Below are 22,593 nucleotides of genomic sequence, written 5' to 3'. Positions count from 1 at the left end.
GTCCCGGAGGGGGACAGCCGGCGACCTGGTTCAGGACACGATCTTGCCGGGCTCCAGCCAGTCCTCGCTGACGAGCTTCCACTCGGAACCGTCCCACTCCGCCACCTTCGCGCCGGTCGTCCCGACGTGACCGCCGTCGGCGGCCGGGCCGAAGGTGATCGGCGGGTAGATGCCGGACTCGTGACCCTTGAGGGACTCGGCGGTCTTCTGGAAGTTCGCCCAGGTCAGGTCGTCGCCCATGCGCGTCACGATCTCGAAGAAGATCTTCGTGCTCGCGTACGCCTGCAACGCGTAGGCGCTGCCCACCTGGTCGGGGGCGACGGCCTGCTGCACGGTGCGCCACGCTTCCGCCTCGGGCGACTCCGAGGTGGGCAGTTCGGAGATGAACGTGCCGTAGATGCCCTTCGCGGAGGCCCCCGCCGGGCCCACCGTGCCCGCGCTGCCCGTGGTCACGGTCGAGGACGTGCCCATGATGGTGGGCTCCCAGCCCAGCTCGTCGACCGCCTTCATGATCAGGGCCGACTGCGTGTTGTCCGTGCCGAGCACGATGGCGTCCGGCTTCGCCTCGCGGATCTTGAGCACCGCCGAGCTCACCTCGGTCGAGTTCGGCTCGGTCGTCTCGTTCGCGACGACCTCGACCCCGACGGTCGCGGACTCCTCCTTGACCCCGTCCCTGATCGCGTGGCCGAGCTCGTTGTCCTGCCCGATGACGGCGACCTTCTTGACGCCCTTGCCGGCCAGGAAGTCCACGATCACCCTGGCCTGGTCACGCTGGCTGGTGCCGAGCAGGAACACCGAGTCCTGCTTCGGGTCGGGCGGCAGCACCGGCGCGAACAGCGGCATCCCCTTCTGCGCCAGGTACGGGTAGCTGCCCGGGATGTTGGCCGACCCGGCGGGGGAGACCACCGCGAACACCTTCTCCTGGTCACCCAGGCGGCGGATGTTGGCGACGCTGCGCGCCGCCTCGAACCCGTCGTCGAGCACGACCAGGTTCACCTGGCGGCCCCGCAGCCCGCCCTTGTCGTTGATCTCCTTGACCGCCGCCTTCAGCCCGGCCTCGAAGCCCTTGCCCGAGGTGGCCGCGCCGCCGGACAGCGGCAGGGTCGTGCCGATGGTGAACGTGTCGTCCGTGACGCCCTGGACCGCCGCCGCCGCGTCGCCACCGGCCGGAGCGGCGGCCTGGGACGAACAGCCCACGACGGTGAGCGCGGTCAGCAGGGCGGGCAGGGCGGTGAGCGTGAACCGTCGTGGCCTCATGGGACCCTCCAGTGAGATGGTGCGAGTGTTCAGCCGAGATAGGCGTTCAGCCGAGATAAGCGTTCAGCCCAGATAAGCGCGGACGAGGTTCTCCGAGTCCGCGAGCTCTTGGGCGGGGCCCGAGGTGTGGACGGCTCCGCCGGAGAGCACGTACGCGCGGTCGGCGATGTCGAGCACGGCCGAGTTCTGCTCGACGAGCAGGAACGCGGTGCCCGACTCCGCGCGCAACCGCGCGACCAGCGCGAGCAGCTGGGTGACCAGGATCGGCGCGAGACCGAACGACATCTCGTCGACCATCACCAGGCGCGGCCGGCCGATGAGCGCCCTGGCGACGGCCAGCATCTGCTGCTGCCCGCCCGACAGCGAGCCGGCCGGCGCGCCCAGTTTGTCGCGCAGCGCGTCGAACACCTCCAGCAGCCGCTCCTCGTCCTGGGCGACGTCCCGCGCGCCGCGCCCGCGGGCGGTCGCGCCCAGGCGCAGGTTCTGCCGGACGGTGAGCGAGGAGAGGATGCCGCGGCCCTCGGGGACATGGCCGAGGCCGAGCCTGGCCCTGGCCTCGGGGGTGCGCCTGCCGAGGGTCGTGCCGTCGAAGCTGACGGTGCCCGACCAGGTGGGCAGCACGCCGGAGACGGCCCGCAGCGTCGTGGACTTGCCCGCGCCGTTGACCCCGAGCAGCGCGACGATCTCGCCCTCGGCCACGTCGAGGTCGACCCCGCGCAGCACCGGGATCCGGCCGTAGCCGGAGGTCAGCTCACGTATCGACAGTAGCAACGCCGGCTCCCAGGTAGGCCTTGACGACATCGGGGTGGGCGACGACCTCGGCCGGGGTGCCGTCCGCGAGGATGCGCCCGAAGTGCAACGCCGCGACCCGCGGGCACAGCCGCGAGACCAGCTCCAGGTCGTGCTCGATGATCAGGATGGACAGTTCGTCGCGGGCGCCGATCTCGGCCAGCGGCGCGACCATCCGGTCCACGTCGGCGGCCGACAGGCCCGCGGCGGGCTCGTCCAGCAGGACGATGCGCGGCCGGGGCGCGAGCGCGCGGGCCACCTCCACGATCTTCTGGCTGCCCAGCGGCAGGTTCCCGACCGGTTCGGCGGCGCGGTCGGCGAGCCCGAAGGCGTCGAGCAGTTCGCGCACCCGCTCCCGGGCGGCGCGGGCCGTCCGCGAGATGCCGAGGAAGTCGGCAAGCCCGCCGCCGCGGGCCAGCTCGGCGTCCAGCCCCGCGAGCACGTTCGCCTCGACCGTCAGCTCCGCCACCAGCCGGGGCGTCTGGAACGTGCGGCGCACGCCCCTGCGGGCCACGACCGCCGGGCGGCCGGACGGGACCGGCTCGCCCGCGATCCGCACCGTCCCCTCGACCGGCCGGACGTAGCCGGTGACCACGTTGAACACCGTCGTCTTGCCGGCGCCGTTCGGGCCGATCAGCCCGGTGAACCCCGGGCCGATGGCGAGGTCGACGCCCTTCAGCACCTCGTTGCCGCCGAACCGCACGGCGATCCCCGACAGTTCGAGCGTGTTCATCGGGCGGCTCCCGTCAGGTCGGCCTGCCCGGACACGGGCGGCGGTTCGGACGCGGGCGGGGCCGGGCGCCTGGCCCGCAGCCGGGCGGGCAGCGAGGCCAGCCCGCGCGGCAGGAACGCGATCGCCAGCGCGAGGATCAGCCCGTACACGAGCCGCTGCCAGCTCCCGAGGTCCTGCAGCAGATCGCGCAGCACCACCACCACGACGGCGCCGAGGAACGGCCCGGCGACGTAGCCCACGCCGCCGAGGAACGCGACGACCAGGAACTCGATGAGCAGCCCCATGTCGAAGATCTCCGGCGTCAGGTACGACAGGCACTGCGCGTACAGCGCCCCGGCGATCCCGCCGATGAACGCCGACAGCGCGAAGGCCAGCAGCTTCGTGCGCATCGGGCTCACGCCCAGCGACGGGGCGGCGATCTCCGCGTCGCGCACGACCCGCAGCCGCCTGCCGAGCCCGACGCGCCCGATGCGCATGACGACGGCCGTGGTGACGGCGGCCACGCCCAGGCACAGGTACCAGCGGCTGCCGTCCACGTCGATGCCGGGCAGGACCACCGGCTGCACGGCGGTGCCGGCGATGCCGCCGGTGATCGGCGTGGCCTCCACGAACACGCGGATCATCAGCTCGGCGAACGCGAGCGTGGCGATCGCGAGGTAGAAGCCACGCAGCCGGGTGGCCGGCAGTCCGATCAGCACGCCGAACAGCGCGGCGACCAGACCGGCGGTGAGCGTCGCCACCGGCCAGGCCCAGCCCTGACTGACCAGGAAGGTGGTCGCGTACGCGCCCACGCCGAGGAAACCGGCCTGGGACAGGGCGATCTGCCCCGACCACCCCATGATCAGGACGAGCCCGAGCCCCGCCGTCGCCGTCACCATGATCAGGCACGCCTGGAAGAGCAGGTACGGGTTGACCAGGCCGGGCAGGGCCAGCAGGACGAGCGCGGCGGCCAGGGCGCCGGCCGCGCAGGCGATCCGCCACGGCGAGCCGGCCAGCAGGGCGAGCTGCCTCATCAGACCTCCCTGACCTGGTGGCGGCCGAACAGCCCCTGCGGCTTGATCGAGAGCACCACGACGATGGCCAGCAGCGCGATCGCCGTCTTGCTCGACGTCGAGATGTACGCGCCCGCGAGGTTCTCCGCGACGCCGAGCGCGAGCCCGCCGACGAAGGCCCCGGTGATGCTGGAGAACCCGCCCAGCGTCGCCGCCACGAAGCCCTTGATGAGCAGCCCGGACCCGTTCTGGTCCGTGAGCAGCGAGGCCTGCCCCTGCAGCAGCAGCGCGATCGTGGCGATCGCCCCGGCCAGGGCCCACGAGGTGCGGAACACCGTCGTGACCGAGACGCCGAGCAGCCGCGGCGTCACGCGGTCCTCCGCGATGGCCTGCATCTGCACGCCGAGCGGCGTACGGAAGAACAGGATGAGCCCGGCCATCACCGCGAGCCCCGCCGCGATGCTGACCAGCTGCTCGTAGGCGACGATCTGCCCCGCCACGGTGAACGAGCCCGCGAACGGGGAGTCGATCTTGCGCGGCTCGGAACCCCAGACGAGTTGGACCACCGCGTTGATCACGACGAAGACCGCGATCGTCATCAACACGGTGGCGAAATGGTTCTCCGCCAGGATCGGCCGGATAGCCGTGCGTTCCACCACTACGGAAAGGGCGATGCCGATGAGCAACCCGATCGGCACCGCGACCCACCACGACAACTGGGCTCCGTCGATGAGCGCCCAGGTGCAGAAGGCCGGGAACAACCCCAGCTCAGCCATGGCGAAATTGGGTACATCGGTCGCTTTGAGTACCAGGACGATGGCGAGTGCCATGAGCGAGTACCAGCTTCCCGCCTGCAACCCGCTGATGATCTGTTGCCACACGGTGATGCCTCCTGCCGCTAGTCGTCAGGATGCTAACGTCCAAAACAGGAACGCGACAGTCCCGATTTGGCAACGACGCGGAGCGGCGCGGTCGGCGGAGAGTGACCGGGCGCGCCCGGCCGACGGGCACGCGGGAACGGCGTCCGCCGCATCGGTGGACGCCGTGACAGGGCGGGCAGGCCGGCCCCGTGATCAGCTCAGGGCCGCCCCATGATCCGGCCAGGGCCGGCCCGTGATCAGCGCGAGGTGGCGCGCGACCGGCCCGGGGTCAGCGCGGGATGTCGGTGCCGCGACGCCGCCCCGACCCGCCCGGGGTCTCGCGGGCGCCCCTCTTGAGCAGCGTGGCGGGCGCGCCGTGGTCGGCGCGCAGCCGCAGCAGCGCCGGATCGGACTTCCAGAACGTCTCGAAGTCCTCGGCGGCGAACTTCTCCACGATCAGGTGCATGGCGATGTCGTGCCGCACGTACTCGACCGCGACCAGGACCACCGCCGGGTCGTCGGTGTAGACGCCCCAGGCCTCCTCGTTGACCACGCCGCCGATGACGGCCTGCTCGCGGTCGGCCACCACCACCAGCAGCCGGCAGCCCAGGTTCTCCAGCGCGACCTTGGGGCTGGAGAAGCGGTGCTGGGTGGTGTGGCCCACCGGGTCGGGGTCGTCGCCGAAGACGACCGCGGAGACGTCGACGCCGTCGGCCTCGGCCCGGCGGGCCAGGGCCTTGAGCGGCTCGATCTCGGCCGGCCAGCCGGACAGGAACAGGTCCCTGCGCGCCGCGGCGACCACGTCCTCGGCCCGGGTGAGCAGCGACGACCGGTCGGTGAGGTTGTGGATCAGCCGCACCTGGGTGGGCGAGGCCACCTCGGGCAGCGCCTCGCGCAGACTGTCGATCGACTGGTCGAACTCGCGCCGCATCCGGTCCAGCAGCGACGCCGGGGGCAGCGAGATGTAGCCCACGCCCGCGTCGCCGAGCCGCACCTCGTAGGCCGCCCCCCGGCCCACGAGCTTGCCCAGCGTCTCGTAGACCGTGCTGCGCGGCACCCCCGAGCGCTTGGCCACCTCGTAGCCGTTGAGCGGGGCGCCGGCGGCCACCAGCGCGACGTAGGCCTTGGCCTCGTAGCCCGACATGCCGAGGCGCTGAAGCTCTTCGATCACTCTCTGCTGAGACACGTTGCCATCGTCGCATCACCTCGGGGTCCGGGACGAATTCCGATCAACACCGGGCAGTCTAGCCAGGACCCCGAATAGTCGTTAACCTTCACACGCATACCGATGTTCGAGGAGAGCCGATGGCTGACAGCATCTTGATCACCGGAGGCGCCGTCATCGACGGGACCGGCGCCGCGCCGCGAGCGGGCGAGGCGGTGCTGATCCGGGGCGACCGGATCGCCGCCCTGGGCGCCGAGGCGGTGGCCGAGGCCGAGTCGGGCGGCGTGGACGAACGGATCGACGCGACCGGCCGCACGGTCATGCCCGGGTTGATCGACGCCCACACCCACCTCAGCTTCGGCGAGCCGACCGGCAACGACGAGCTCTTCCACCACAGGACGCAGGGCTACAGCTCGATGCTGTCGGCCTACCACGCGCGCAAGGTGCTGCGCGCCGGGGTCACCGGCGTGCTCGACGCCGACTGCCTGTGGTCCATCGGGGTCGAGCTGCGCGACGCCATCGACACGGGCATCGTCGAGGGCCCCCGCATGCGCGCCGGAGGCCAGGCCCTGATGACCATGCTCGGCGGCACCGCGGGCCGGATGATCGCCGACGAGGGCACCACCGGCTACGCGACCGTCGTGCACAACCGCGACATGATGGTCAAGGAGGTGCGCCGCCAGATCAAGTACGGGGTCGACTGGATCAAGATCATGGTCACCGGCCTGATCCCCTCCATGAAGGGCCCCGAGGTCCAGGTCTGGAACCTCGACGAGCTGCGCACCGTCTGCGACGCCGCCCACGAGCTCAACACCAAGGTCGTCGCCCACTGCCGCAACTCCGCGAGCACCCGCGACGCCGCCAGGGCCGGCGTCGACCTGATCTACCACGCCTCCTACATGGACGACGAGGCCCTCGAAGCAGTGATCGAGTCCGGCAGCGCGCTGTGCCCGACCTTCACGCTCCTCGGCAACCTCGCCGACTACGGCCAGAAGATCGGCAGCGCGCCCGAGCTGCTCGACGTGTTCCGCGCCGAGATCGAGATCACCGCCGCGCAGATGGCCAAGGCGCACGCCGCCGGCGTGCCGTTCCTCACCGGCTCGGAGACCGGCTTCGCCGTCACCCCGGTCGGCGAGTGGCACGCCCGCGAACTGGAGATGTTCGTCCAATACATGGGCATGACGCCGATGGAGGCGATCGTCGCCGCCACCCGCAACGGCGCCTTCGCGCTGCGGATGGAGGGCGAGGTCGGCACGCTGGAGCCCGGCCGGCTAGCCGACGTCCTCGTCATCGACGGCGACCCGCTGCGGGACATCACGATCCTCCAGGACCGCGCCCGGATCGCCGAGGTCATCAAGGGCGGCCGCCGGATCGACATCACCACCCCGATCCCCGAGCGGCGGATGCGCTCCACCGACCAGGTCCGGTTCCTCGCCTCCTGCCCGCTCACCCGCGGCCTGGCCCTGACGGAGGAGCAACTGGAGAAGCTGGCCCGTGTCTGACCCGCGCCACGGCCCCCCGTCCACCGGGCCGTCCACCGGGCCGTCCGACCGTCCCTCCGACCGTCCCTCCGACCGTCCCTCCGACCGTCCCTCCGGCCGTCCCTCCGGCCGCTCCTCCGATGGCTCGTACGAGCGCTTCCCCGGGCGGTCCGAGGGCGGGCGGCGCACGCCGGTGATCGACGTGCACGCGCACGCCGTGCTGGAGGTCAGCCTGGGCGCGGCCGGCGCCGCCGGTCCCGAGCTGGGCGTCGCGGACGACGGCACCCCCTTCTACCGCGTCGGCGGGTACGTGCTGCGCGGCGTGCGCTACGCGGGAAGCCCGTTCATGGACGTGGACGCCCGCGTCGCGGCCATGGACGAGGCGGGCATCGACGTCCAGCTGCTGTCGCCCAACCCGCTCACCTACTTCGACCGGCTGGACGCCGGCCCGGCGGTGGCGTACGCGCGGACCCACAACGACGCGCTGGCCGCGACGGTGGCCGCGTACCCGGGGCGGCTGCTCGGCGCGGCCCAGCTGCCGGTGCAGGACGTCGCCGCGTCGATCGCCGAGGCCCGGCGCGCGGTGCGCGAGCTGGGGCTGGCGGCCGTGTACGTGGACACCGACCCCGCCGGGCGGACCCTGGACGACCCGGAGCTCGACCCGCTCTACGAGGCGCTCGTGGACCTGGACGTGCCGCTGTTCGTGCACCCGTCGCCGCTCGGCCCCGACGGGCCGCCGGCCGACCCCCGGCTCCGGCGCTTCGACCTCGACCTGCTCTTCGGGTTCGCCCGCGACGAGACGCTGGCCGTGGCCGCGCTGGTCTTCGGCGGCGTGCTGGAGCGGCATCCCGGCCTGGACGTGTGCGTCTCGCACGGCGGCGGCGCGGCCGCGTTCGTCGCCGGGCGGTTCGCCCGCGCCGTCGTCGAACGCCCGTGGGCCGGGGCGAAGCTGCGGGAGAACGGCTTCGAGCACTACTACCGCCGCCTGTGGTTCGACACGCACGTGCACGACGAGCAGGCGCTGAACCTGCTGGCCGAGCACGCGGGCACCGAGCGGCTGGTGTTCGGCACGAACTTCGCCGGCTGGGACTCCGGCGCCCACGAGGGGCCGGGCCTGGACCCCGCCGCCCTCTCGTCCAACGCCGCCAGGCTCCTGCGCCTGAACGGCCCGTCCGCCTGAACGGCCCGTCCGCCCTGACTCCCCGGAGGTTCCCTGATGACCGCACCCGGCCGCGTCCTCGTCACCGGCGGCGCCTCCGGCATCGGCGCCGCCTGCGCGGAGCTGCTCGCCGCGCAGGGCTGGCAGGCCGAGGTCGCCGACCTGCGCCCCGGCCCCGGCGGGCACGAGCTCGACGTCGCCGACCGGGACTCCTGGGAGCGGGTGCTGGACGCGGTCTGGCCGCTCGACGCCCTGGTCAACTGCGCCGGTCACCGCAGCCGGGGCGCGATCACCGAGCTCGACGTCGCCGAGTTCGAGCGCATGCTCTCCGTGCACGTCACCGGGACGTTCCTCGGCATCCAGGGCTGCGCCCGGCGCTGGCTGGCCGCCGGCGTCCGCGGCGCTGTCGTCACCATCAGCTCGGTGACCGGCACCCACGCCGTCACCGGGCAACCGCACTACGTGGCCGCGAAGGCAGGTGTCGCCGGGCTGGTCCGGGCGGCGGCGGCCGAGCTGGCTCCCGCCGGGATCCGGGTCAACGCCCTCGCGCCCGGCGTCATCCGTACGCCGATGACGGCGGACCGGCTCGGCTCTCCCGAGCAGACGGCGTGGCTGATGAACCGCATCCCGATGGCGCGCACGGGCGAGCCTGAGGAGATCGCGGCGGCCGTGGCGTTCCTGCTCTCGGAGGGCGCGTCCTACCTCACGGGCGCGGTGATCCCCGTGGACGGCGCCTGGACGGCCACCTGAGAGCCCAGGCCGTCCCCGCTGGGCGTCTCATCCGCTGATGAGCGGGGCGAAGGACGGCAGGTCGGCCTCGTACAGGGTCACGTAGCCGAAGCCCCAGCGCTCCTCCAGCTCCGCGAGGCGCTCGGCGAGGGCGGAGCGCGGGCCGATGAGGCAGTGCGGGGACGCCGGCATGTCCTCTCGGAGTTCACGCCGACGACGTCCGCGTACCGCCCGGCGACGGCCTCCTGTGTCCTGAATGTCTGACCTGATAGGAGTATAGTTACTAACGACTATAGAAGGCGAGGCAGGATGACCGACGTGCCGCCGGGGCGGCGCCGCAGCTTCGGCGTGGGCCTCTACACGGGGCAGCGGGACGCGGGCGCGCACTACCGCGACGCGGTCCCGCTCGCCGTCGCCGCGGAGGAGGCCGGGTTCGACGCGTTCTGGGTCTCCGAACACCACGGGCTGCCCGACGGCTACCTGCCCTCCCCGCTGACCCTGCTCGCCGCCCTGGCCCCCGCGACCTCCCGGCTCACGCTCGGCACCGGGGTGCTCCTGGCCCCGCTGCACCATCCGCTCCGGATCGCCGAGGACGCCGCCGTGGTCGACCAGCTGTCCGGCGGGCGGCTGGTCCTCGGCCTCGGGATCGGGTACGCGGCCCACGAGTACGCGGCGTTCGGCGTCGACCCCGCCACCAGGGGCTCCCGCCTGGAGGCACTCGTCACGGCGCTGCGCAGCGCCTGGGCGGGGGAGCCGGTGCACAGCCCCGAGCTGGGACTGCACGGCGCGCGCGTGACGCCGCCTCCCGCCCGGCCGGTCCCGATCTGGCTCGGCGGCTACGCGCCGCGCGCGGTGCGCCGCGCGGGACTGCTCGCCGACGGCCACCTGACCGGCAGAGGAGAGCCGCACATCGTCGGCGACGCCTCCGGGCACCTGGCCGCCGTGCGCGATCCGGCGGACCCGTCGTTCACCCGCGCCGTCAACGTGACGTGCGTGCTGGACGAGCCCGGCGCGGGGACCTCGTCCGCCCTGCGCGCCTTCGCCGCGCAGCAGCGCACGTACGAGAGCATCCAGGCCGGACGCGACGTCTACGCCGGCCTCGTCGACGGCCCCGTCACCGGCCTCGTCACCGGCCTCGTCACCGGCTCTCTCAACGGCCCGGCCGCCCCGGCGGGAGCCGGTGTGCAGGCGTACGGGGACGCCGACGCCGTCGTGCGGACGCTGACCGGCGTGCTCGACTCGCTCCGCGCCTGGGCGAACGTCCAGCTGGTGATCCGCCTGCTGTTCCCCGAGCCCGATCCGGACGTCCAGCGGTGCAGGCTGCGGCTGTTCGGCGAGGAGATCCTGCCGCGACTGCGCGCCCACGGGGAGGACGCCGGATGAGCGAGCTCGACGACCGGCCGGCGATCGCCGGCCTTCTGGCGCTGTACTGCGAGCGGCTCGACGAGTACGACATCGACGCCGTCGCCGCCCTGTTCACCGAGGACTGCGTGACCGACTACGGGCCGGGGCGGGGCGGGCCGGTGACCGGACGCGCCGCGGTGCGCGACCGGATCGCGGCCGGGCAGGCGCAGTTCCGCCGCACCCATCACCAGCTCGGGCAGAGCCGCGTCATCCACCACGCCGCCGACCCGGACCGGGCCACCGCCATCACCTACGTCACGGCGGCCCACGAGGAGTGGGACGGCTCACGGTGGCGCGCGCACCTGCGGTACGTCGACGAGCTGAGACGCGAAGGCGGCTCCTGGCTGATCGCCCGTCGCCGCGTCCTGGCCGCGCTCGTGGACGGCCGGCCGGAGATCGTCTGGAACTGGGTGCCCCGGCGGCCGCAGGAGCCCCAGGATGACCGACCACCTACCTGAGAAGGACGTGCCATGCGTGCCGTTGTGCTGTCCGGCGGGCTCACCCACGACTTCCCCGCCACCACCGCCTGCCTGACCGAGCTGCTCGCCGGCCAGGGCCTGGAGGCCGAGGTGCACACCGGGGCCGACGCGGCCCTGCACGCCCTGCCGGGCGCGGCGCTGCTGGTGGTGAACGCGCTGCGGTGGACGATGACGGGGCCAGGAACCCCCGCCCGCTACCGGGAGCTCGCCGGCGCGGAGGGCGCAAGCCCGTCCGCGAGCGCCAGGGCCGCGCTGGCGGCCCACCTGGAGGCGGGCGGCGGCGTGCTCGGTCTGCACACGGCGAGCATCTGCTTCGACGACTGGCCGGAGTGGGGGCGGACGCTCGGCGGCGCCTGGGTGTGGGGACGCTCCCACCACCCGCCCGTCGGCCCGGCCGTCGAGGTGCGGCCGGAGGCCGGGCACGAGTTGGTCGACGGCCTCGATCCGTTCACGGTCGTCGACGAGGTGTACGGGGACCTGGACCTGGCGCCGGGGATCGTCCCGCTGCTCACCGCCTGTCAGCCCTCCGGGCCCCGCGCCGAGGCCCGGCATCCCCTGCTGTGGGCCCGCGAGCACGGCGGCGGCCGCGTGGTCTACGACGCGCTGGGCCACCACCCGCCGTCGTACGAGGTGCCCGAGCACCGCGAGATCCTCCGTCGCGCCATCCGATGGACCACCCGAGGCTGATCCGTACGCGCGAAAAACGGGGGGTGCGTCACGTCGCCGTGACGCACCCCCCGGCGGTCGTCAGGCCTCGGCGAAGCCGACGGAGTCCACCGACGCCGGCCGCGGCAGCGAGGCCAGCGTGCTCTTGATCAGGCCGCCGTCGACGGCGAGGGTCTGGCCGCTGACGTAGGCCGACTTCTCCGAGCCGAGGAAGAGCACCGCGGCGGCGATGTCCTCGGCCGAGCCCAGCCGTCCCAGCGGCACCGCGCCCTCGCGCACCCGCCGCACCTCGGGGTCGGCGTAGATGGCGTCCGACATGCCCGCGTGGATCAGCCCGGGAGCCACGCAGTTGACCCGGATGCCGTGCCTGGCCCACTCCATCGCCATGTGCTCGGTCAGCCGGACCACCCCGGCCTTGCTGGCCGAGTAGGCGCCGGCGTGCGGGGCGGCGGCGATGCCGTTGATCGAGGCGAGGTTGACGATCGCGCCCCCGCCCGCCTCCGCCATCACCTTGGCCAGGGTCCTGGCCACGAGGAAGGTCCCGGTCAGGTTGACCCGCAGCGCGGCCTCCCACTCCGTCACCGGGAGGTCGAGCAGCGGCCCGAACCGGACGATGCCGGCGTTGTTCACCACCAGGTGCGGCGCTTGGGGCAGCCTGGCCGTGGCCCGCCGCACCGACTCCTCGTCGGAGACGTCGACGGCCGAGCCCACGCACGCCTCCCCGATGTCGCGGGCCGTCTGCTCGACGGCGGGGCCGTCGACGTCCCATGCGGCGACCCGGTAGCCCTCCTTCACCGCGTGCTCGGCGATGACGGCTCCGATGCCGTGCGCCGCCCCGGTGACCACGGCCCATTTCGTCATTGCGTCCTCCCCTTGTCAGCCTGGCTTGCCGTAGTGCTCCAAGCGTCGTCATAACTATAACGACGCTACGAGCCACGGCTTCCGGCGGCATGCTTTTTCACCCGATGTTCACCACGGTTAACCGGCGGGACACACGCTCACAGCAGCGCCTGGTAGGCCCCGCCGTCGACCGGCACCGCCGCGCCGGTGAGGTACCCGGCCTGCGCCGAGCACAGGAAGGCGACGACCGCGCCGAAGTCGGCGGGCTCGCCGAGCCGTCCCGCGGGGACGTCGCCGACCGGCGGGCTGCCGCCGTACACCTGCGTGACGCGCTCGGTACGGTGCAGCCCCGGCTGCACGGAGTTCACCGTGATCCCGTCCGCGGCCACCTCGCGGGCCAGCGTGCGCAGAAAACCCGTGGCGCCCGCGCGGGCGGTGTTGGACAGCGCGAGGTTCGGGTACGGCTGGCGCACCCCGAGCGAGGTGATCGCGACGATCCTGCCCCAGCCGCGCTCCCGCATGTGGGGCAGCGCGGCCAGGGACATCCGCACGACGGTGAGCAGGCTGCGTTCGAGCGCCGGCTGGTACGCCTCCGGCGGGGTCTGCGCGATCGTGCCGGGCGGCGGGCCCGGCCCGTTGACCACCAGGATGTCGAGGCCGCCCATCAGCGCGGCGGCCTCCTCGACGAACGCCGCGGCGCCGTCAGGCCCGGAGACGTCGGCGCGCAGCCACCGCACGCCGGCGCCCAGCCGTTCCGCCGCGGCGCGCGCCCGCCCCTCGTCGGAGCCGCAGATCGTGACCTGCGCCCCCTCGGCCGCCAGCGCGGCCGCGCTCGCGTGACCGAGCCCCGCGCTCGCCGCGGCCACGGCGGCCCGCCGGCCCCGGATCCCCAGGTCCACGGCTACGGCCCCGGCCGGCGAGCGGTGCGGGAGCGGTGCCCGGCGGCGGGCGGGCCCGGGGGAGTCCCCCGGCCGGGCGCCGCGGCCGGGTCCCACTCAGTAGACATCGATCTCCTCGTCCCCGTCGAAGACGCGGATGGCGCCGGAAGGGCAGTCGCGGGCGATGTCGAAGATCTGCTCGTCGGACGGTCGCGGCCCGCCCGGCACCAGCGCCACGACCTCGTCGTCGTCGAACCGGAACACCTCCGGCGACTCGGCGACGCACTTGCCGGAGCTGATGCACACATCCCGGTCGAGCTCGATCCGATACGTCACTCGTCCCCTCCGAACAGCACAGGGTAGGAGCCCCAGTAGGGCCGCTGGGTATTGGCGTCCCGCTGCGGCGGGTTGTCCGGGTCGCGCCGCACCCGCGCCGCGAACATCCGCTGCACCACGCCGGTGACCAGGCCGAACAGGTGGTCGTCCGGGTCGGCGCCGGCGCGCTGCACGACTCCGGCGGCCAGGTCCTGGCCGATGCACACGTGCATCCCGGCGGCGAAGCTCAGCCCGAACGGGGCCACGTTCGCGGGGAGCTCGCGGTGCGGGTCGAACGCGCCGGCGTTCGCGCCGAAGACCTCCGGGTCGCGGTTGACCGACTGCAGGTCGATCACCACGGTCGCGCCCTCGGGGATCTCGATGCCGGAGCGCAGCGTGATCGGCGCCAGCGCGCGCCGCCTGCCGACCGGGCTCGACGGGTTGAGCCGTACGGTCTCGTGCACGCAGCGCTGGACGAACAGCGGGTCGGTGGCGGCCAGGCCGGCGTCCTCGGGGTGCTCCTCGACCCAGCCCAGGATGTGGTCGACCGAGCGGACGAACGCGGTGGCGCTGGTGTGGGCGCCGGCCAGCAGGAAGAACGCGACCTCCCTGCGGATCACCTCGGGCGGCAGCCGCAGCTCGCCCGTGTGGCGCAGCAGCGTGGTCAGCACGTCGCTGGGCACGTCGGCGTCCTCGCCCGCCGCCTCCCGCTCCAGCAGCTCGCGGCGGCGGGCGATGGACGGGGCCAGGAACTCCGCGTCCCAGTCCTCCAGCGCCTGCGCGATCACGCGCCGCTGCTCGTCCTTGTCCTTGGTGGAGTGCGCGAGCGTGGCGCCCTCGATGAACTTCATCATGTAGTCGTAGAGCCGCCGGGTCTCCTCGGCGGTGCCCGCCGGACGGTCGACGCCCGCGGTCAGGGCGGCGAGGTTGAGCATCAGCTCGTGCCCCAGATGCACCAGGTCGACCCGGCCCTCGCTCCGGTGGGGGGCCAGGGTCTGCTCGATCACCTGCGGGAACAGCTCGCGTTCGTAGCGCTCGAACACCTCGCGCCGGAACATCCGGTTCTCCACGCGACGCCGGGACCGGTGCTCGTCGCCGTGCAGGTTCACCAGCACGTCCGCCATGACGACCTCGCCCTCGTCGTAGAGGGACTGACGCAGATCCTTGCTGCGATAGGCGTCCTTGGCGTCCGCGAACGTCGTGAGGACAATGGTTGTCTCTTCGGCGACGGCTGTCATCTGGACTTGCTCCTCCGTTGGCGCACGACCGGATCGGGGGGTTGCCGGTCCCTGCTGAGGGTCTCGTGACGTACCGAGCGGCGTCAAGACCCTAACGACCAACCTCCGGGCCGCCTCGGAGGTCAGATCTTCCCCAGGAAGACGGTCACTGGTAGCGTCGTTAGTGTTCTAACCCCGTGTGGAGCAGAGAGCGCGAGGCGATGACGACGATCACCCTGGACGGTTACGCCGACGTACGCGAGGCATTCCGGCTGCGCGACCTCAAACAGGCGCTCTATGACGAGGGCGGGGTCGTCATGGCCGACTGCCTGCTGGTGTTGCACGGGGACGACCACCGGGTGCGGCGCCGGGTGGAGAACCGGTTGTTCCGCCGGGGCACCTTCCGCCACTGGGAGCGCGCGTTCCTGCACGACGTCGTCCGGGACACGCTGGCGCCGTTCGCCGCCGAGGGCCACGCCGACCTGGTCGAGCTCGGCTACCGCACGATCATGAGCCTGACCGCCCTGGTCGCCGGCATCGACCGGCCCACCGGCAGCGCGGCCGAGGCGGACGCGCTCTACCGCTACGCCAAGGTCTTCTCCGAGGGCGCCACCCTCGTGCACACCACCCGGGACCGGGACGCGGTCAGGGCCGAGGTACGGGCGGCGCTGGAGGAGTTCGACGCCGCGTTCCTGCGGCCGTCGCTGGCCCGCCGCCGCGACCTCCTGGCCAAGCACGCCGCCGGCGAGCTGGACGAGCAGGACCTGCCCCGCGACGTGCTCACCGGCCTGCTGCGGCACTGGGACGAGCTGGACATCGACGAGGAGATCCTGCTCCGCGAATGCGCCTTCTACCTGCAGGCGGGCTCGCACAGCACGGCCGACGCCTTCACCCACTCGGCCGACGAGTTCTTCGCCTGGGTCCGCCGCGACCCGGCCGCCGCCGAGAAGGCGCTCGACGACCCGGCCCTGCTGCAGCGCTGCGTGCACGAGACCCTGCGCCTGCACCCGGCCAGCCCCGTCGCGCACCGCCGGGCGCTCGCCCCGGCCGTGCTGCGCGGCGGCGCCGAGATCCCCGAGGGGGCGCTGGTCGTGCTCGACCTCGCGGCGGCCAACCGCGACCCGCGGGTGTTCGAGCGGCCGGACGTCTTCGACCCGCTGCGCGAGGTCCCGGACGGGGTCCCCCGGTGGGGCCACGCCTTCGGCGGCGGCATGCACGCGTGCATCGGCACCGAGCTCGCCGGCGGCGTACCCGAGAGCGACGGCGCCGAGCAGGCGCACGAGCAGGTCCTCGGCACCGTCACGCTCATGCTGTCGGCGCTGCTCGCCGCCGGCGCCAGGCCCGACCCCCAGAGGCCGCCGCAGCGCGACCCGCACTCCTCCCGCGACCACTTCGCCTCCTACCCCGTGGTCTTCGGATGACGGCCGCCCGCCGGGTGACCGAACGCTTCCTCGCCGCGGTGCACGCCAGGGACGCGGCGGCGGCGGCGGCCTGCTTCGCCGCGGACGCCACGTACGCGAACGTCCCGCATCCGCCCGCGGTCGGCCGCGAGGCTGTCGCGGCGCTGCTCGGGCCGATCCTGCGCCGCTCCGAGCGGGTGCGCTGGGACCTGGTGAGCGCGAGCTACGCCGAGGACCGCGCGTGGCTCGAACGCGTCGACCGGTTCTGGATCGACGGCCGTGAGTACCGCGTCGCCTGCAACGGCGTCGCCGAGGTGGACCCGGACCGTGAGCTGATCACGGCCTTCCGCGACTACGCCGATCTCGCCCCCTGGCGGGCGGAGATCGGCCCCGTGCTGACGGGCTGACCGGCCGGTGGACCTCGACGAGCTGGACCTCGCCCTGCTGCGCCTGCTCCTGGAGGAGCCGCGCGCGGGCTACCGCGAGTACGCGCGGGTGCTCGGGGTGGCCAGGGGCACGGTGCAGGCCCGCATCGCCCGGCTGGAGCGGCGCGGGGCGATCACCGGCTACGCCGCGCACGTCTCGCCGGCCGCCCTGGGCTACACGGTCCAGGCGTTCGTCCACCTGCACCTCGCGCAGGGCATGCTCGACGACGTGACGGACCGGCTCGGCCGTCTCCCCGAGGTGCTGGAGGCGTACTCCACCACCGGCGAGGGCGACCTGCTGTGCCGGATCGCCGCCGTCGACAACGGCCACCTGGAGCAGATCGTGCAGGCCCTGCTGGCGCTGCCCGGGGTGGTCCGCACCCGCACCGAGGTCGCGCTGCGCAGCCGCGTCCCGTACCGCGTGCTGCCGCTGCTCCAGCAGGTCAGACCGGGCTCCTGAGCCCTCGGACGGACGCCGGCCCAGGGCTCCCCGCGTCGCTGCCGGACGTGACGGTGCCGGACGTGACGGTGCCGGACGTGACGGTGCCGGACGTGACGGTGCCGGACGTGACGGGGGTCCGGCCGCGGCGGTCGCGGCCGGACCCCGGCGTTCTCTTCCAGCGGCCGCCTACAACGCGGCCAGGGCGCGCGTCACCAGCACCTCGGCGAGGTGGGCGCGGTAGGACGCGCTCGCCACCGCGTTGTCCGGCGGCTCGCAGCCGCGCGCGGCGAGCCGGGCGGCCTCGGCGGCCGGCGTGCCCGCCGCCAGCGCCTCCTCCACCGCCGTCGCCCGCACCGGCGTCGGCCCCATGCCGATCAGCGCGATCGCCACGCCGCCGCCGGGCCGCGCCTGAGCGGCGACCCCGACCACGGCCCAGTCCAGGGCGCGGCGGCTGAACTTCTCGAACGCGTACGCCCGGCCAGGCGCGGCCGGCAGCCGGATCTCGGTGAGCAGTTCGCCCGGCGCCAGCGCGTTGCTGTACCGCCCGGTGAAGAACTCCCGCGCCGGGATCTCCCGCGTGCCCGACGGGCCGCGGGCCACCAGCACACCGTCCAGCGCGAGCACCGCGGCGGCCAGGTCCGCCGCCGGGTCGGCGTGCGCCAGAGAGCCGCCGATCGTGCCCCGGTTGCGCACCTGCGGGTCGCCGATCCGGCGGGCGGCGGCGGCCAGCAGCGGCGCCTGCGCGGCCACCACCGGGTCGCGCTCCAGCGTCCGGTGGCTGGTGAGCGCGCCGACGGCGACCCGGTCGCCGTCCGCCCTGACGTACGACAGCTCGCGGAGCCTGCCGATGTCGATCAGGACGCCGGGCTCGGTCCGCCGCAGTTTCATCGCGGGCAGCAGCGAGTGGCCGCCCGCCAGCACCCTGGCGGCGCCGCCGTGCCGGGAGAGCTCGCCGAGCGCCTCCTCGACGGAGCCCGCGCGCACGTAGGAGAAGCCGGCCGGGATCACTTCGCGCCTCCGTTCGCGGCCGCCCACTGGACCGACTCGACGATCATCTGGTAGCCGGTGCACCGGCACATGTTGCCCTTGAGGCCGGCGCGGATCTCCTGCTCCGTCGGGTCCGGCTTCTCGGCCAGCAGCGCGGTGGCCGCCATCACCATGCCCGGCGTGCAGAACCCGCACTGCAGGCCGTGGCACTGACGGAAGCCCTGCTGCACCGGCGACAGCCCGCCCTCACCGGCCAGCCCCTCGACCGTGGTGACCGCGCAGCCGTCCGCCTGCGCCGCCAGGACGGTGCAGGACTTCACCGCCTCGCCGTCGAGCAGGACCGTGCACGCGCCGCAGCTGGAGGTGTCGCAGCCGACGTGGGTGCCGGTCAGGGACAGCGTGTCGCGCAGGAAGTGGACGAGCAGCAGCCGGGGCTCGATCTCCCTGCTGTGCGGCTGCCCGTTGACGGTGATCTCAACTCGCATCGTGCATGACCTTCCAGACTCGTTCCGGCGTGCAGGGCATCTCCACGTCGCGCACGCCGAGGTGCGCCAGCGCGTCCACCACGGCGTTGACCACGGCCTGCGGCGCGGCCGTCGCCCCCGCCTCGCCGAGCCCCTTGGCGCCGAGCGGGTTGAAGCTGGACTTCGTCTCGATGTGGTGCGTCTCGTACCGGGGCAGGTCGAGCGGGCCGGGCACCATGTAGTCCTCCAGGGAGGCGGTGAGCGGCCGGCCGGTGGCGTCGTAGGCGACCTTCTCCATGAGCGCCTGCGCGATGCCCTGGGCGACGCCGCCGTGGATCTGCCCGCGTGCCGTCAGCGGGTTGATGACCGTGCCGCAGTCGTCCACGCAGACGTAGCGCAGGACGGACACCCGGCCGGTGTCCCGGTCGATCTCCACCACGCAGCCGTGCGCGCCGCTCGGGTAGCTGAGGTTCTTCGGCTCGAAGTACGTGGTGTTCTCCAGGCCGAGCGCGGTGCCCTCGGGCAGCAGGTGCGGCTTGAACGACCGCTCGGCGACCTCGGCCAGCGTCACCGTCACCTCGGGCACGCCCTTGACCTGGAACCCGTCGCCGATCGGCACCACGTCGTCGGCGTCGGCCTCCAGCATGTGCGCGGCGATGGCCCTGGCCTTGGCGGCCACCTCCGCCGCGGCCTGCAGGACGGCGTTGCCCGCGACCGGCATGCCCCGGCTGCCCATGGTGCCGGTGCCCTCCTGCACCACCGCCGTGTCGCCGTACAGCACGCTGATGTCGTCGAAGGGCACGTTCAGCTGGTCGGCGACGATCTGGGCCAGGGCGGTCTGGTGGCCCTGCCCGTGCGGGGCGGTGCCGACCAGGACGATCACCGAGCCGTCCGGCTGCAGCCGGACGTTCGCCGACTCCCAGCCGCCGAGGTAGCCGAACTGCTCGAACAGCGGCGTCGGGCCGAATCCGCCCATCTCCACGAAGGTGGACAGTCCGACGCCGAGCAGCGGCGCGGCCGGGTCCGCCAGCCGCCGGGCCTGCTCCTCGCGCAGCCCTTCGTAGTCCAGTTCGCTCAGCAGCAGGTCCAGCGCCGCCGGATAGTCCGCCTCGTCGTACACGATCCCCTCGAACGGGGTCTGGTACGGCATCTCCTGCGGCTGGATCAGGTTGACCTTCCGCACGTCGGCGGGGTCCTTGCCCAGCTCACGGGCGACGAGGTCGACCACCCGCTCGATGAGGTAGCTCGCCTCGGGCCGCCCCGCGCCCCGGTAGGACGCTGTAGGCGTGGTGTTCGTAACGACGCTGCGGTAGCGTGCGGCGATCTTCGGGATCTTGTAGCAGCCGCCCAGCATGTACGAGGTGAGCGTGGCGAGTCCGATGCCCACAGGGTCGGGCACGCCGCCGATGTTGACGGTGATCGTGACGTCCAGGGCGAGCAGGCGGCCCTCCGCGTCGAACCCGACCTCGATGTCCTGCACCTGGTCGCGCCCGTGGTAGGTGTGCACCATGTGCTCGCCGCGGGTCTCGACGTACTTGACCGGGCGGCCGAGCCGGCGCGACAGCTCGGGCGCGAGGAACAGCTCGGGCATGAACGACGACTTCACCCCGAAGGCGCCGCCCACGTCGGGCGCGATCACCCGGACCAGGTGCCTGGCCAGGCCGAACCGCTCGGCGATCTCCGCGCGGACCCGGTGCGGCGCCTGCACCGTGGCCCACACGGTCGGGCCGGGACCGGTCCAGTCCGCGAGCACGCCGAAAGGCTCGAGCGGCGCGCCGGCGCAGCGCTGGTTGACCAGCCGGGCGCGCAGGCGGCGCGGGGCGGCCGCCAGGTCGTCGGCGATGTCCGGCGTCACCGGCTGTTCCAGCGCCAGGTTGCCGGGCAGGGGCGCGAAGATGGGCACGGCGTCCGGTGCGAGGGCGGCCTCCACCGTGGCCATCACCGGCAGCGGCTCGTACGACACCCGCACGGCGCGCGCCGCGTCCGCGGCGGTGTACCGGTCGGCGGCGACGACCACGGCCACCGGCTCGCCCACGTAGTGGACCTTGTCGCCGGCGAGATAGCCGCGTTCCAGGCCGGGCACGGACGGGCGCGGCGGGAGCCCGGCGAAGTCCCGCGCGGTCCACACGCCGAGCACGCCCGGCAGCGACCGGGCCTCCTCGGCGTCGATGCCGGTAATGAGCGCGTGGGCCTGCGTGCTGTGCACGTAGACCATGTGGAGCAGCCCGGGACGATGGATGTCGTCCACGAACGTGCCGCGCCCGGTCAGCAGCGCGGCGTCCTCCTTGCGTGGTACTGCCGAGCCGATCATCGTCACAGGCCACCTCCGTTGGTGCCAGGGGCGCGTCGTTAGACGTATAGCGACTTATATTGTCGCCTGCGTCACTTCCCCGGCAAGACCTGTGTGCGGCCGATCATGACACGGGGTACACGAGGTGGTCGCCGAAGGTCGCCCGCACGACGTCGGCGCGCCGCGCGTCGAGGAGCTCCAGGCACCAGGAAGCCTGGCCGCCGCGCGGTTCCGCGTACAGCCAGAAACCCGGATCAGGGGCCTGCGTCCCGAGGGGGAGAGGTCCCCGGCCGCGGGCCACGGCCGAGACCGGAGCCGGCTGCGTGCGGGCGGCGGGGGAGTAGGTGATGTCGGCGTGATCGGCGAGAGCGGCCACGGCGCGGTCCAGGTCGGCCACCCAGAAGGCCAGGTGGTGGATGCCGGGGCCGCGCGTCTCCAGCCAGGCCGAGGTGCGGGTGCGGCCGTCCAGCGGCTCGACCAGCTCGATCGCCGTGCCGGCCAGGCGGCCCATGGCGATCCTGGAACGGGACGGGCCCTGCCGCTCGCCGTGCAGCTGCAGCAGGCCGGCGGGGTGCTCGATCTCCTGGACGAGCCAGCCGGAGACGCCCAGCAGCGCGCCCCAGGAGCGGGTGAACTCCTCGACGCTGGGCACCGCGATGCCCACGTGACAGAGGTTCAGCAGGCCGAGATCGGTCATCGGGTCCTCCCGTGGGTGCTGCGTACAATCTGCGGATGCGAGTCGAATCCGGGGAGCGCCGCCCCAAGCTGTCCCTGGAGGTGGCCCGGCAGATCGTGGAGACGATGCGGGCCGGCGGCATGGGTCCCGGCGACCGCTACCTGCCGGAGGCCGAGGCGATGCGGCGGCACGGGGTGGGGCGGGGCACCTACCGGGAGGCGCTCCGGTTCCTGGAGCACCAGGGGCTGATCGTGATGCGGCCGGGGCCGAACGGGGGGCCGGAGATCGCCCAGCCCGGCTGGTCCAACCTCGCCTCCACCATCGCCCTGCTGCTGCAGTTCGCCGGGGCGCCGCTGCGGGCGGTGCTGGACGCCCGGGTGATGATCGAGCCGGGGATGGCGGAGCTGGCCGCGCTGAACGCCACCGAGGAGGAGGTGGCCGCGATGGCCGGCGACCTCGACGCGATCGAGCGGGGGCTCGGCTCCTACCGGGCCTTCTCCGCGGCGTACGAGACCTACTGGCGGCATCTGGCCGAGAGCAGCCACAACGAGCTGTTCGCCTTCCTCAGCCCGGCCCTGCGGGCCATCGTCAACAGCGCCGGGTTCGCGCCCGACGAGCCGTACCGCGCCGAGGTGCTGGGCCGGCTGCGCGCCGTGCACGCGGCGGTGGCGGCGCGCGAGGCGGGCCGCGCCCGCGAGGCCATGCGGGAGCTGGAGGAGGAGTTCGGACGGCGGCTGCGCGAGGGGTATCCCCGCCAGCTCACCCAGGTGATCGACTGGGCGGACGTGCGCGAGCCGTCCTGACCTTCCCGCGGACACCCGCTTGAGCCCTGCCACTGTCTCAGCTTATCTTAGTAATGATAGAAAGCATAGCTGAGAAAAACTAGGTACCTTAATTAGGCTCGGACCCCTTGTTACCGGCTGGTCCGGCTGTAAAACTAGGTAC

General features: G+C 73.3%; 25 protein-coding genes. 10 read left to right on the top strand and 15 right to left on the bottom strand.

Annotated elements, in window-relative coordinates; translation table 11 throughout:
* Window positions 1-30: 30 nt before the first annotated feature.
* The 6 genes from ACQEUU_RS24565 to ACQEUU_RS24540 form a co-directional block, all read right to left on the bottom strand.
* Window positions 31-1,257, bottom strand: coding sequence for an ABC transporter substrate-binding protein (locus tag ACQEUU_RS24565; protein ID WP_433069851.1), 1,227 nt, complete (start codon window positions 1,255-1,257; stop codon window positions 31-33).
* A 63-nt stretch (window positions 1,258-1,320) separates the two neighbouring features.
* Entirely contained in the window at window positions 1,321-2,028 is a 708-nt protein-coding gene (locus ACQEUU_RS24560; RefSeq protein ID WP_433069848.1) for an ABC transporter ATP-binding protein, read from the bottom strand.
* On the bottom strand, window positions 2,009-2,779 hold the full coding sequence (locus ACQEUU_RS24555) for an ABC transporter ATP-binding protein (protein WP_433069846.1): 771 nt from the start codon (window positions 2,777-2,779) through the stop codon (window positions 2,009-2,011). The genes ACQEUU_RS24560 and ACQEUU_RS24555 overlap by 20 nt, the downstream gene beginning before the upstream one ends.
* A complete protein-coding gene (locus tag ACQEUU_RS24550; protein WP_433069843.1) occupies window positions 2,776-3,792 on the bottom strand; it encodes a branched-chain amino acid ABC transporter permease in 1,017 nt (338 codons plus the stop codon). Before ACQEUU_RS24550 ends, ACQEUU_RS24555 begins: the two co-directional genes overlap by 4 nt.
* Window positions 3,792-4,652 (bottom strand): branched-chain amino acid ABC transporter permease, encoded by an 861-nt coding sequence (locus ACQEUU_RS24545; RefSeq protein WP_433069840.1) that lies wholly within the window; start codon window positions 4,650-4,652, stop codon window positions 3,792-3,794. The genes ACQEUU_RS24550 and ACQEUU_RS24545 overlap by 1 nt, the downstream gene beginning before the upstream one ends.
* Before the next feature lie 268 nt (window positions 4,653-4,920).
* Window positions 4,921-5,817: a TrmB family transcriptional regulator gene (locus tag ACQEUU_RS24540; protein WP_433069838.1), complete on the bottom strand. Its 897-nt coding sequence runs from the start codon at window positions 5,815-5,817 to the stop codon at window positions 4,921-4,923.
* 119 nt (window positions 5,818-5,936) lie between these two features.
* Between ACQEUU_RS24540 and ACQEUU_RS24535 the strand changes: the two genes are divergently transcribed.
* Genes ACQEUU_RS24535 through ACQEUU_RS24525 form a run of 3 tightly spaced genes read left to right on the top strand, consistent with a single transcriptional unit; the run spans window position 5,937 to window position 9,186 of the window.
* Complete coding sequence (locus ACQEUU_RS24535) at window positions 5,937-7,298, top strand: amidohydrolase family protein (RefSeq protein ID WP_433069835.1); 1,362 nt, start codon at window positions 5,937-5,939, stop codon at window positions 7,296-7,298.
* Window positions 7,291-8,457, top strand: a complete 1,167-nt coding sequence (locus ACQEUU_RS24530) for an amidohydrolase family protein (protein ID WP_433069833.1) — start codon at window positions 7,291-7,293, stop codon at window positions 8,455-8,457. Before ACQEUU_RS24535 ends, ACQEUU_RS24530 begins: the two co-directional genes overlap by 8 nt.
* 36 nt (window positions 8,458-8,493) lie before the next feature.
* On the top strand, window positions 8,494-9,186 hold the full coding sequence (locus tag ACQEUU_RS24525) for an SDR family NAD(P)-dependent oxidoreductase (RefSeq protein WP_433069830.1): 693 nt from the start codon (window positions 8,494-8,496) through the stop codon (window positions 9,184-9,186).
* Window positions 9,187-9,213: 27 nt separating this feature from the next.
* On the opposite strand, the gene ACQEUU_RS24520 is transcribed toward ACQEUU_RS24525, so the two are convergent.
* Window positions 9,214-9,357 (bottom strand): hypothetical protein, encoded by a 144-nt coding sequence (locus ACQEUU_RS24520; RefSeq protein WP_433069827.1) that lies wholly within the window; start codon window positions 9,355-9,357, stop codon window positions 9,214-9,216.
* Window positions 9,358-9,474: 117 nt separating this feature from the next.
* On the opposite strand from ACQEUU_RS24520, the gene ACQEUU_RS24515 reads away from it, so the two are divergent.
* The 3 genes from ACQEUU_RS24515 to ACQEUU_RS24505 are packed head-to-tail and all read left to right on the top strand — an operon-like array spanning window position 9,475 to window position 11,735.
* Window positions 9,475-10,548 carry an LLM class flavin-dependent oxidoreductase gene (locus ACQEUU_RS24515; RefSeq protein WP_433069825.1) on the top strand — a complete coding sequence of 358 codons (1,074 nt, stop codon included), beginning with the start codon at window positions 9,475-9,477 and terminating at the stop codon, window positions 10,546-10,548.
* Window positions 10,545-11,027, top strand: a complete 483-nt coding sequence (locus ACQEUU_RS24510; protein WP_433069822.1) for a nuclear transport factor 2 family protein — start codon at window positions 10,545-10,547, stop codon at window positions 11,025-11,027. The genes ACQEUU_RS24515 and ACQEUU_RS24510 overlap by 4 nt, the downstream gene beginning before the upstream one ends.
* 12 nt (window positions 11,028-11,039) lie before the next feature.
* Window positions 11,040-11,735, top strand: a complete 696-nt coding sequence (locus tag ACQEUU_RS24505) for a ThuA domain-containing protein (RefSeq protein WP_433069819.1) — start codon at window positions 11,040-11,042, stop codon at window positions 11,733-11,735.
* 60 nt (window positions 11,736-11,795) lie between these two features.
* On the opposite strand, the gene ACQEUU_RS24500 is transcribed toward ACQEUU_RS24505, so the two are convergent.
* The 4 genes from ACQEUU_RS24500 to ACQEUU_RS24485 form a co-directional block, all read right to left on the bottom strand.
* The gene (locus ACQEUU_RS24500) at window positions 11,796-12,575 is read right to left on the bottom strand and encodes an SDR family NAD(P)-dependent oxidoreductase (RefSeq protein ID WP_433069816.1); all 780 of its coding nucleotides are present in this window, start codon (window positions 12,573-12,575) and stop codon (window positions 11,796-11,798) included.
* 137 nt (window positions 12,576-12,712) lie between these two features.
* Entirely contained in the window at window positions 12,713-13,453 is a 741-nt protein-coding gene (locus ACQEUU_RS24495; protein ID WP_433069813.1) for an SDR family oxidoreductase, read from the bottom strand.
* Between the two features lie 96 nt (window positions 13,454-13,549).
* Window positions 13,550-13,768, bottom strand: a complete 219-nt coding sequence (locus ACQEUU_RS24490) for a ferredoxin (protein WP_433069811.1) — start codon at window positions 13,766-13,768, stop codon at window positions 13,550-13,552.
* Window positions 13,765-14,985 (bottom strand): cytochrome P450, encoded by a 1,221-nt coding sequence (locus ACQEUU_RS24485; protein ID WP_433069808.1) that lies wholly within the window; start codon window positions 14,983-14,985, stop codon window positions 13,765-13,767. Before ACQEUU_RS24485 ends, ACQEUU_RS24490 begins: the two co-directional genes overlap by 4 nt.
* Window positions 14,986-15,185: 200 nt before the next feature.
* Here ACQEUU_RS24485 and ACQEUU_RS24480 point away from each other — a divergent pair, with 200 nt between their 5' ends.
* From ACQEUU_RS24480 to ACQEUU_RS24470, 3 genes are read left to right on the top strand one after another with little or no spacing between them, the layout of a single operon-like run.
* Window positions 15,186-16,385 carry a cytochrome P450 gene (locus tag ACQEUU_RS24480; protein WP_433069805.1) on the top strand — a complete coding sequence of 400 codons (1,200 nt, stop codon included), beginning with the start codon at window positions 15,186-15,188 and terminating at the stop codon, window positions 16,383-16,385.
* Window positions 16,382-16,771, top strand: a complete 390-nt coding sequence (locus ACQEUU_RS24475; RefSeq protein WP_433069802.1) for a nuclear transport factor 2 family protein — start codon at window positions 16,382-16,384, stop codon at window positions 16,769-16,771. Before ACQEUU_RS24480 ends, ACQEUU_RS24475 begins: the two co-directional genes overlap by 4 nt.
* 7 nt (window positions 16,772-16,778) lie before the next feature.
* Window positions 16,779-17,249 (top strand): Lrp/AsnC family transcriptional regulator, encoded by a 471-nt coding sequence (locus ACQEUU_RS24470; RefSeq protein WP_433069799.1) that lies wholly within the window; start codon window positions 16,779-16,781, stop codon window positions 17,247-17,249.
* Between the two features lie 168 nt (window positions 17,250-17,417).
* Here the strand turns inward: ACQEUU_RS24470 and ACQEUU_RS24465 are convergent, their stop codons facing one another.
* The 4 genes from ACQEUU_RS24465 to ACQEUU_RS24450 all read right to left on the bottom strand — a co-directional run bounded on the left by ACQEUU_RS24465 (window position 17,418) and on the right by ACQEUU_RS24450 (window position 21,669).
* Complete coding sequence (locus ACQEUU_RS24465) at window positions 17,418-18,239, bottom strand: FAD binding domain-containing protein (protein WP_433069796.1); 822 nt, start codon at window positions 18,237-18,239, stop codon at window positions 17,418-17,420.
* Window positions 18,236-18,703: a (2Fe-2S)-binding protein gene (locus ACQEUU_RS24460; RefSeq protein WP_433069793.1), complete on the bottom strand. Its 468-nt coding sequence runs from the start codon at window positions 18,701-18,703 to the stop codon at window positions 18,236-18,238. Before ACQEUU_RS24460 ends, ACQEUU_RS24465 begins: the two co-directional genes overlap by 4 nt.
* Window positions 18,693-20,993 (bottom strand): xanthine dehydrogenase family protein molybdopterin-binding subunit, encoded by a 2,301-nt coding sequence (locus ACQEUU_RS24455; protein ID WP_433071974.1) that lies wholly within the window; start codon window positions 20,991-20,993, stop codon window positions 18,693-18,695. Before ACQEUU_RS24455 ends, ACQEUU_RS24460 begins: the two co-directional genes overlap by 11 nt.
* Before the next feature lie 103 nt (window positions 20,994-21,096).
* Window positions 21,097-21,669, bottom strand: coding sequence for a VOC family protein (locus ACQEUU_RS24450; protein WP_433069790.1), 573 nt, complete (start codon window positions 21,667-21,669; stop codon window positions 21,097-21,099).
* A 35-nt stretch (window positions 21,670-21,704) separates the two neighbouring features.
* On the opposite strand from ACQEUU_RS24450, the gene ACQEUU_RS24445 reads away from it, so the two are divergent.
* Window positions 21,705-22,451, top strand: coding sequence for a FadR/GntR family transcriptional regulator (locus tag ACQEUU_RS24445; protein WP_433069787.1), 747 nt, complete (start codon window positions 21,705-21,707; stop codon window positions 22,449-22,451).
* Window positions 22,452-22,593 lie beyond the last annotated feature (142 nt).

It is taken from the genome of Nonomuraea sp. CA-218870 (assembly GCF_050936535.1).
Lineage (GTDB): Bacteria > Actinomycetota > Actinomycetes > Streptosporangiales > Streptosporangiaceae > Nonomuraea > Nonomuraea corallina.
This window is presented reverse-complemented; position numbering and strand designations above follow the sequence as displayed.

Bases quoted from the DNA above. Each gene is read 5' to 3' on its own strand.
- ACQEUU_RS24515 (WP_433069825.1), top strand. From the start codon at position 9,475: ATGACCGACGTGCCGCCGGGGCGGCGCCGCAGCTTCGGCGTGGGCCTC.
- ACQEUU_RS24460 (WP_433069793.1), bottom strand. From the start codon at position 18,703: ATGCGAGTTGAGATCACCGTCAACGGGCAGCCGCACAGCAGGGAGATC.
- ACQEUU_RS24475 (WP_433069802.1), top strand. From the start codon at position 16,382: ATGACGGCCGCCCGCCGGGTGACCGAACGCTTCCTCGCCGCGGTGCAC.
- ACQEUU_RS24480 (WP_433069805.1), top strand. From the start codon at position 15,186: ATGACGACGATCACCCTGGACGGTTACGCCGACGTACGCGAGGCATTC.
- ACQEUU_RS24565 (WP_433069851.1), bottom strand. From the start codon at position 1,257: ATGAGGCCACGACGGTTCACGCTCACCGCCCTGCCCGCCCTGCTGACC.
- ACQEUU_RS24505 (WP_433069819.1), top strand. From the start codon at position 11,040: ATGCGTGCCGTTGTGCTGTCCGGCGGGCTCACCCACGACTTCCCCGCC.
- ACQEUU_RS24550 (WP_433069843.1), bottom strand. From the start codon at position 3,792: ATGAGGCAGCTCGCCCTGCTGGCCGGCTCGCCGTGGCGGATCGCCTGC.
- ACQEUU_RS24520 (WP_433069827.1), bottom strand. From the start codon at position 9,357: ATGCCGGCGTCCCCGCACTGCCTCATCGGCCCGCGCTCCGCCCTCGCC.
- ACQEUU_RS24510 (WP_433069822.1), top strand. From the start codon at position 10,545: ATGAGCGAGCTCGACGACCGGCCGGCGATCGCCGGCCTTCTGGCGCTG.
- ACQEUU_RS24555 (WP_433069846.1), bottom strand. From the start codon at position 2,779: ATGAACACGCTCGAACTGTCGGGGATCGCCGTGCGGTTCGGCGGCAAC.
- ACQEUU_RS24500 (WP_433069816.1), bottom strand. From the start codon at position 12,575: ATGACGAAATGGGCCGTGGTCACCGGGGCGGCGCACGGCATCGGAGCC.
- ACQEUU_RS24445 (WP_433069787.1), top strand. From the start codon at position 21,705: ATGCGAGTCGAATCCGGGGAGCGCCGCCCCAAGCTGTCCCTGGAGGTG.
- ACQEUU_RS24535 (WP_433069835.1), top strand. From the start codon at position 5,937: ATGGCTGACAGCATCTTGATCACCGGAGGCGCCGTCATCGACGGGACC.
- ACQEUU_RS24525 (WP_433069830.1), top strand. From the start codon at position 8,494: ATGACCGCACCCGGCCGCGTCCTCGTCACCGGCGGCGCCTCCGGCATC.
- ACQEUU_RS24485 (WP_433069808.1), bottom strand. From the start codon at position 14,985: ATGACAGCCGTCGCCGAAGAGACAACCATTGTCCTCACGACGTTCGCG.
- ACQEUU_RS24455 (WP_433071974.1), bottom strand. From the start codon at position 20,993: ATGATCGGCTCGGCAGTACCACGCAAGGAGGACGCCGCGCTGCTGACC.
- ACQEUU_RS24450 (WP_433069790.1), bottom strand. From the start codon at position 21,669: ATGACCGATCTCGGCCTGCTGAACCTCTGTCACGTGGGCATCGCGGTG.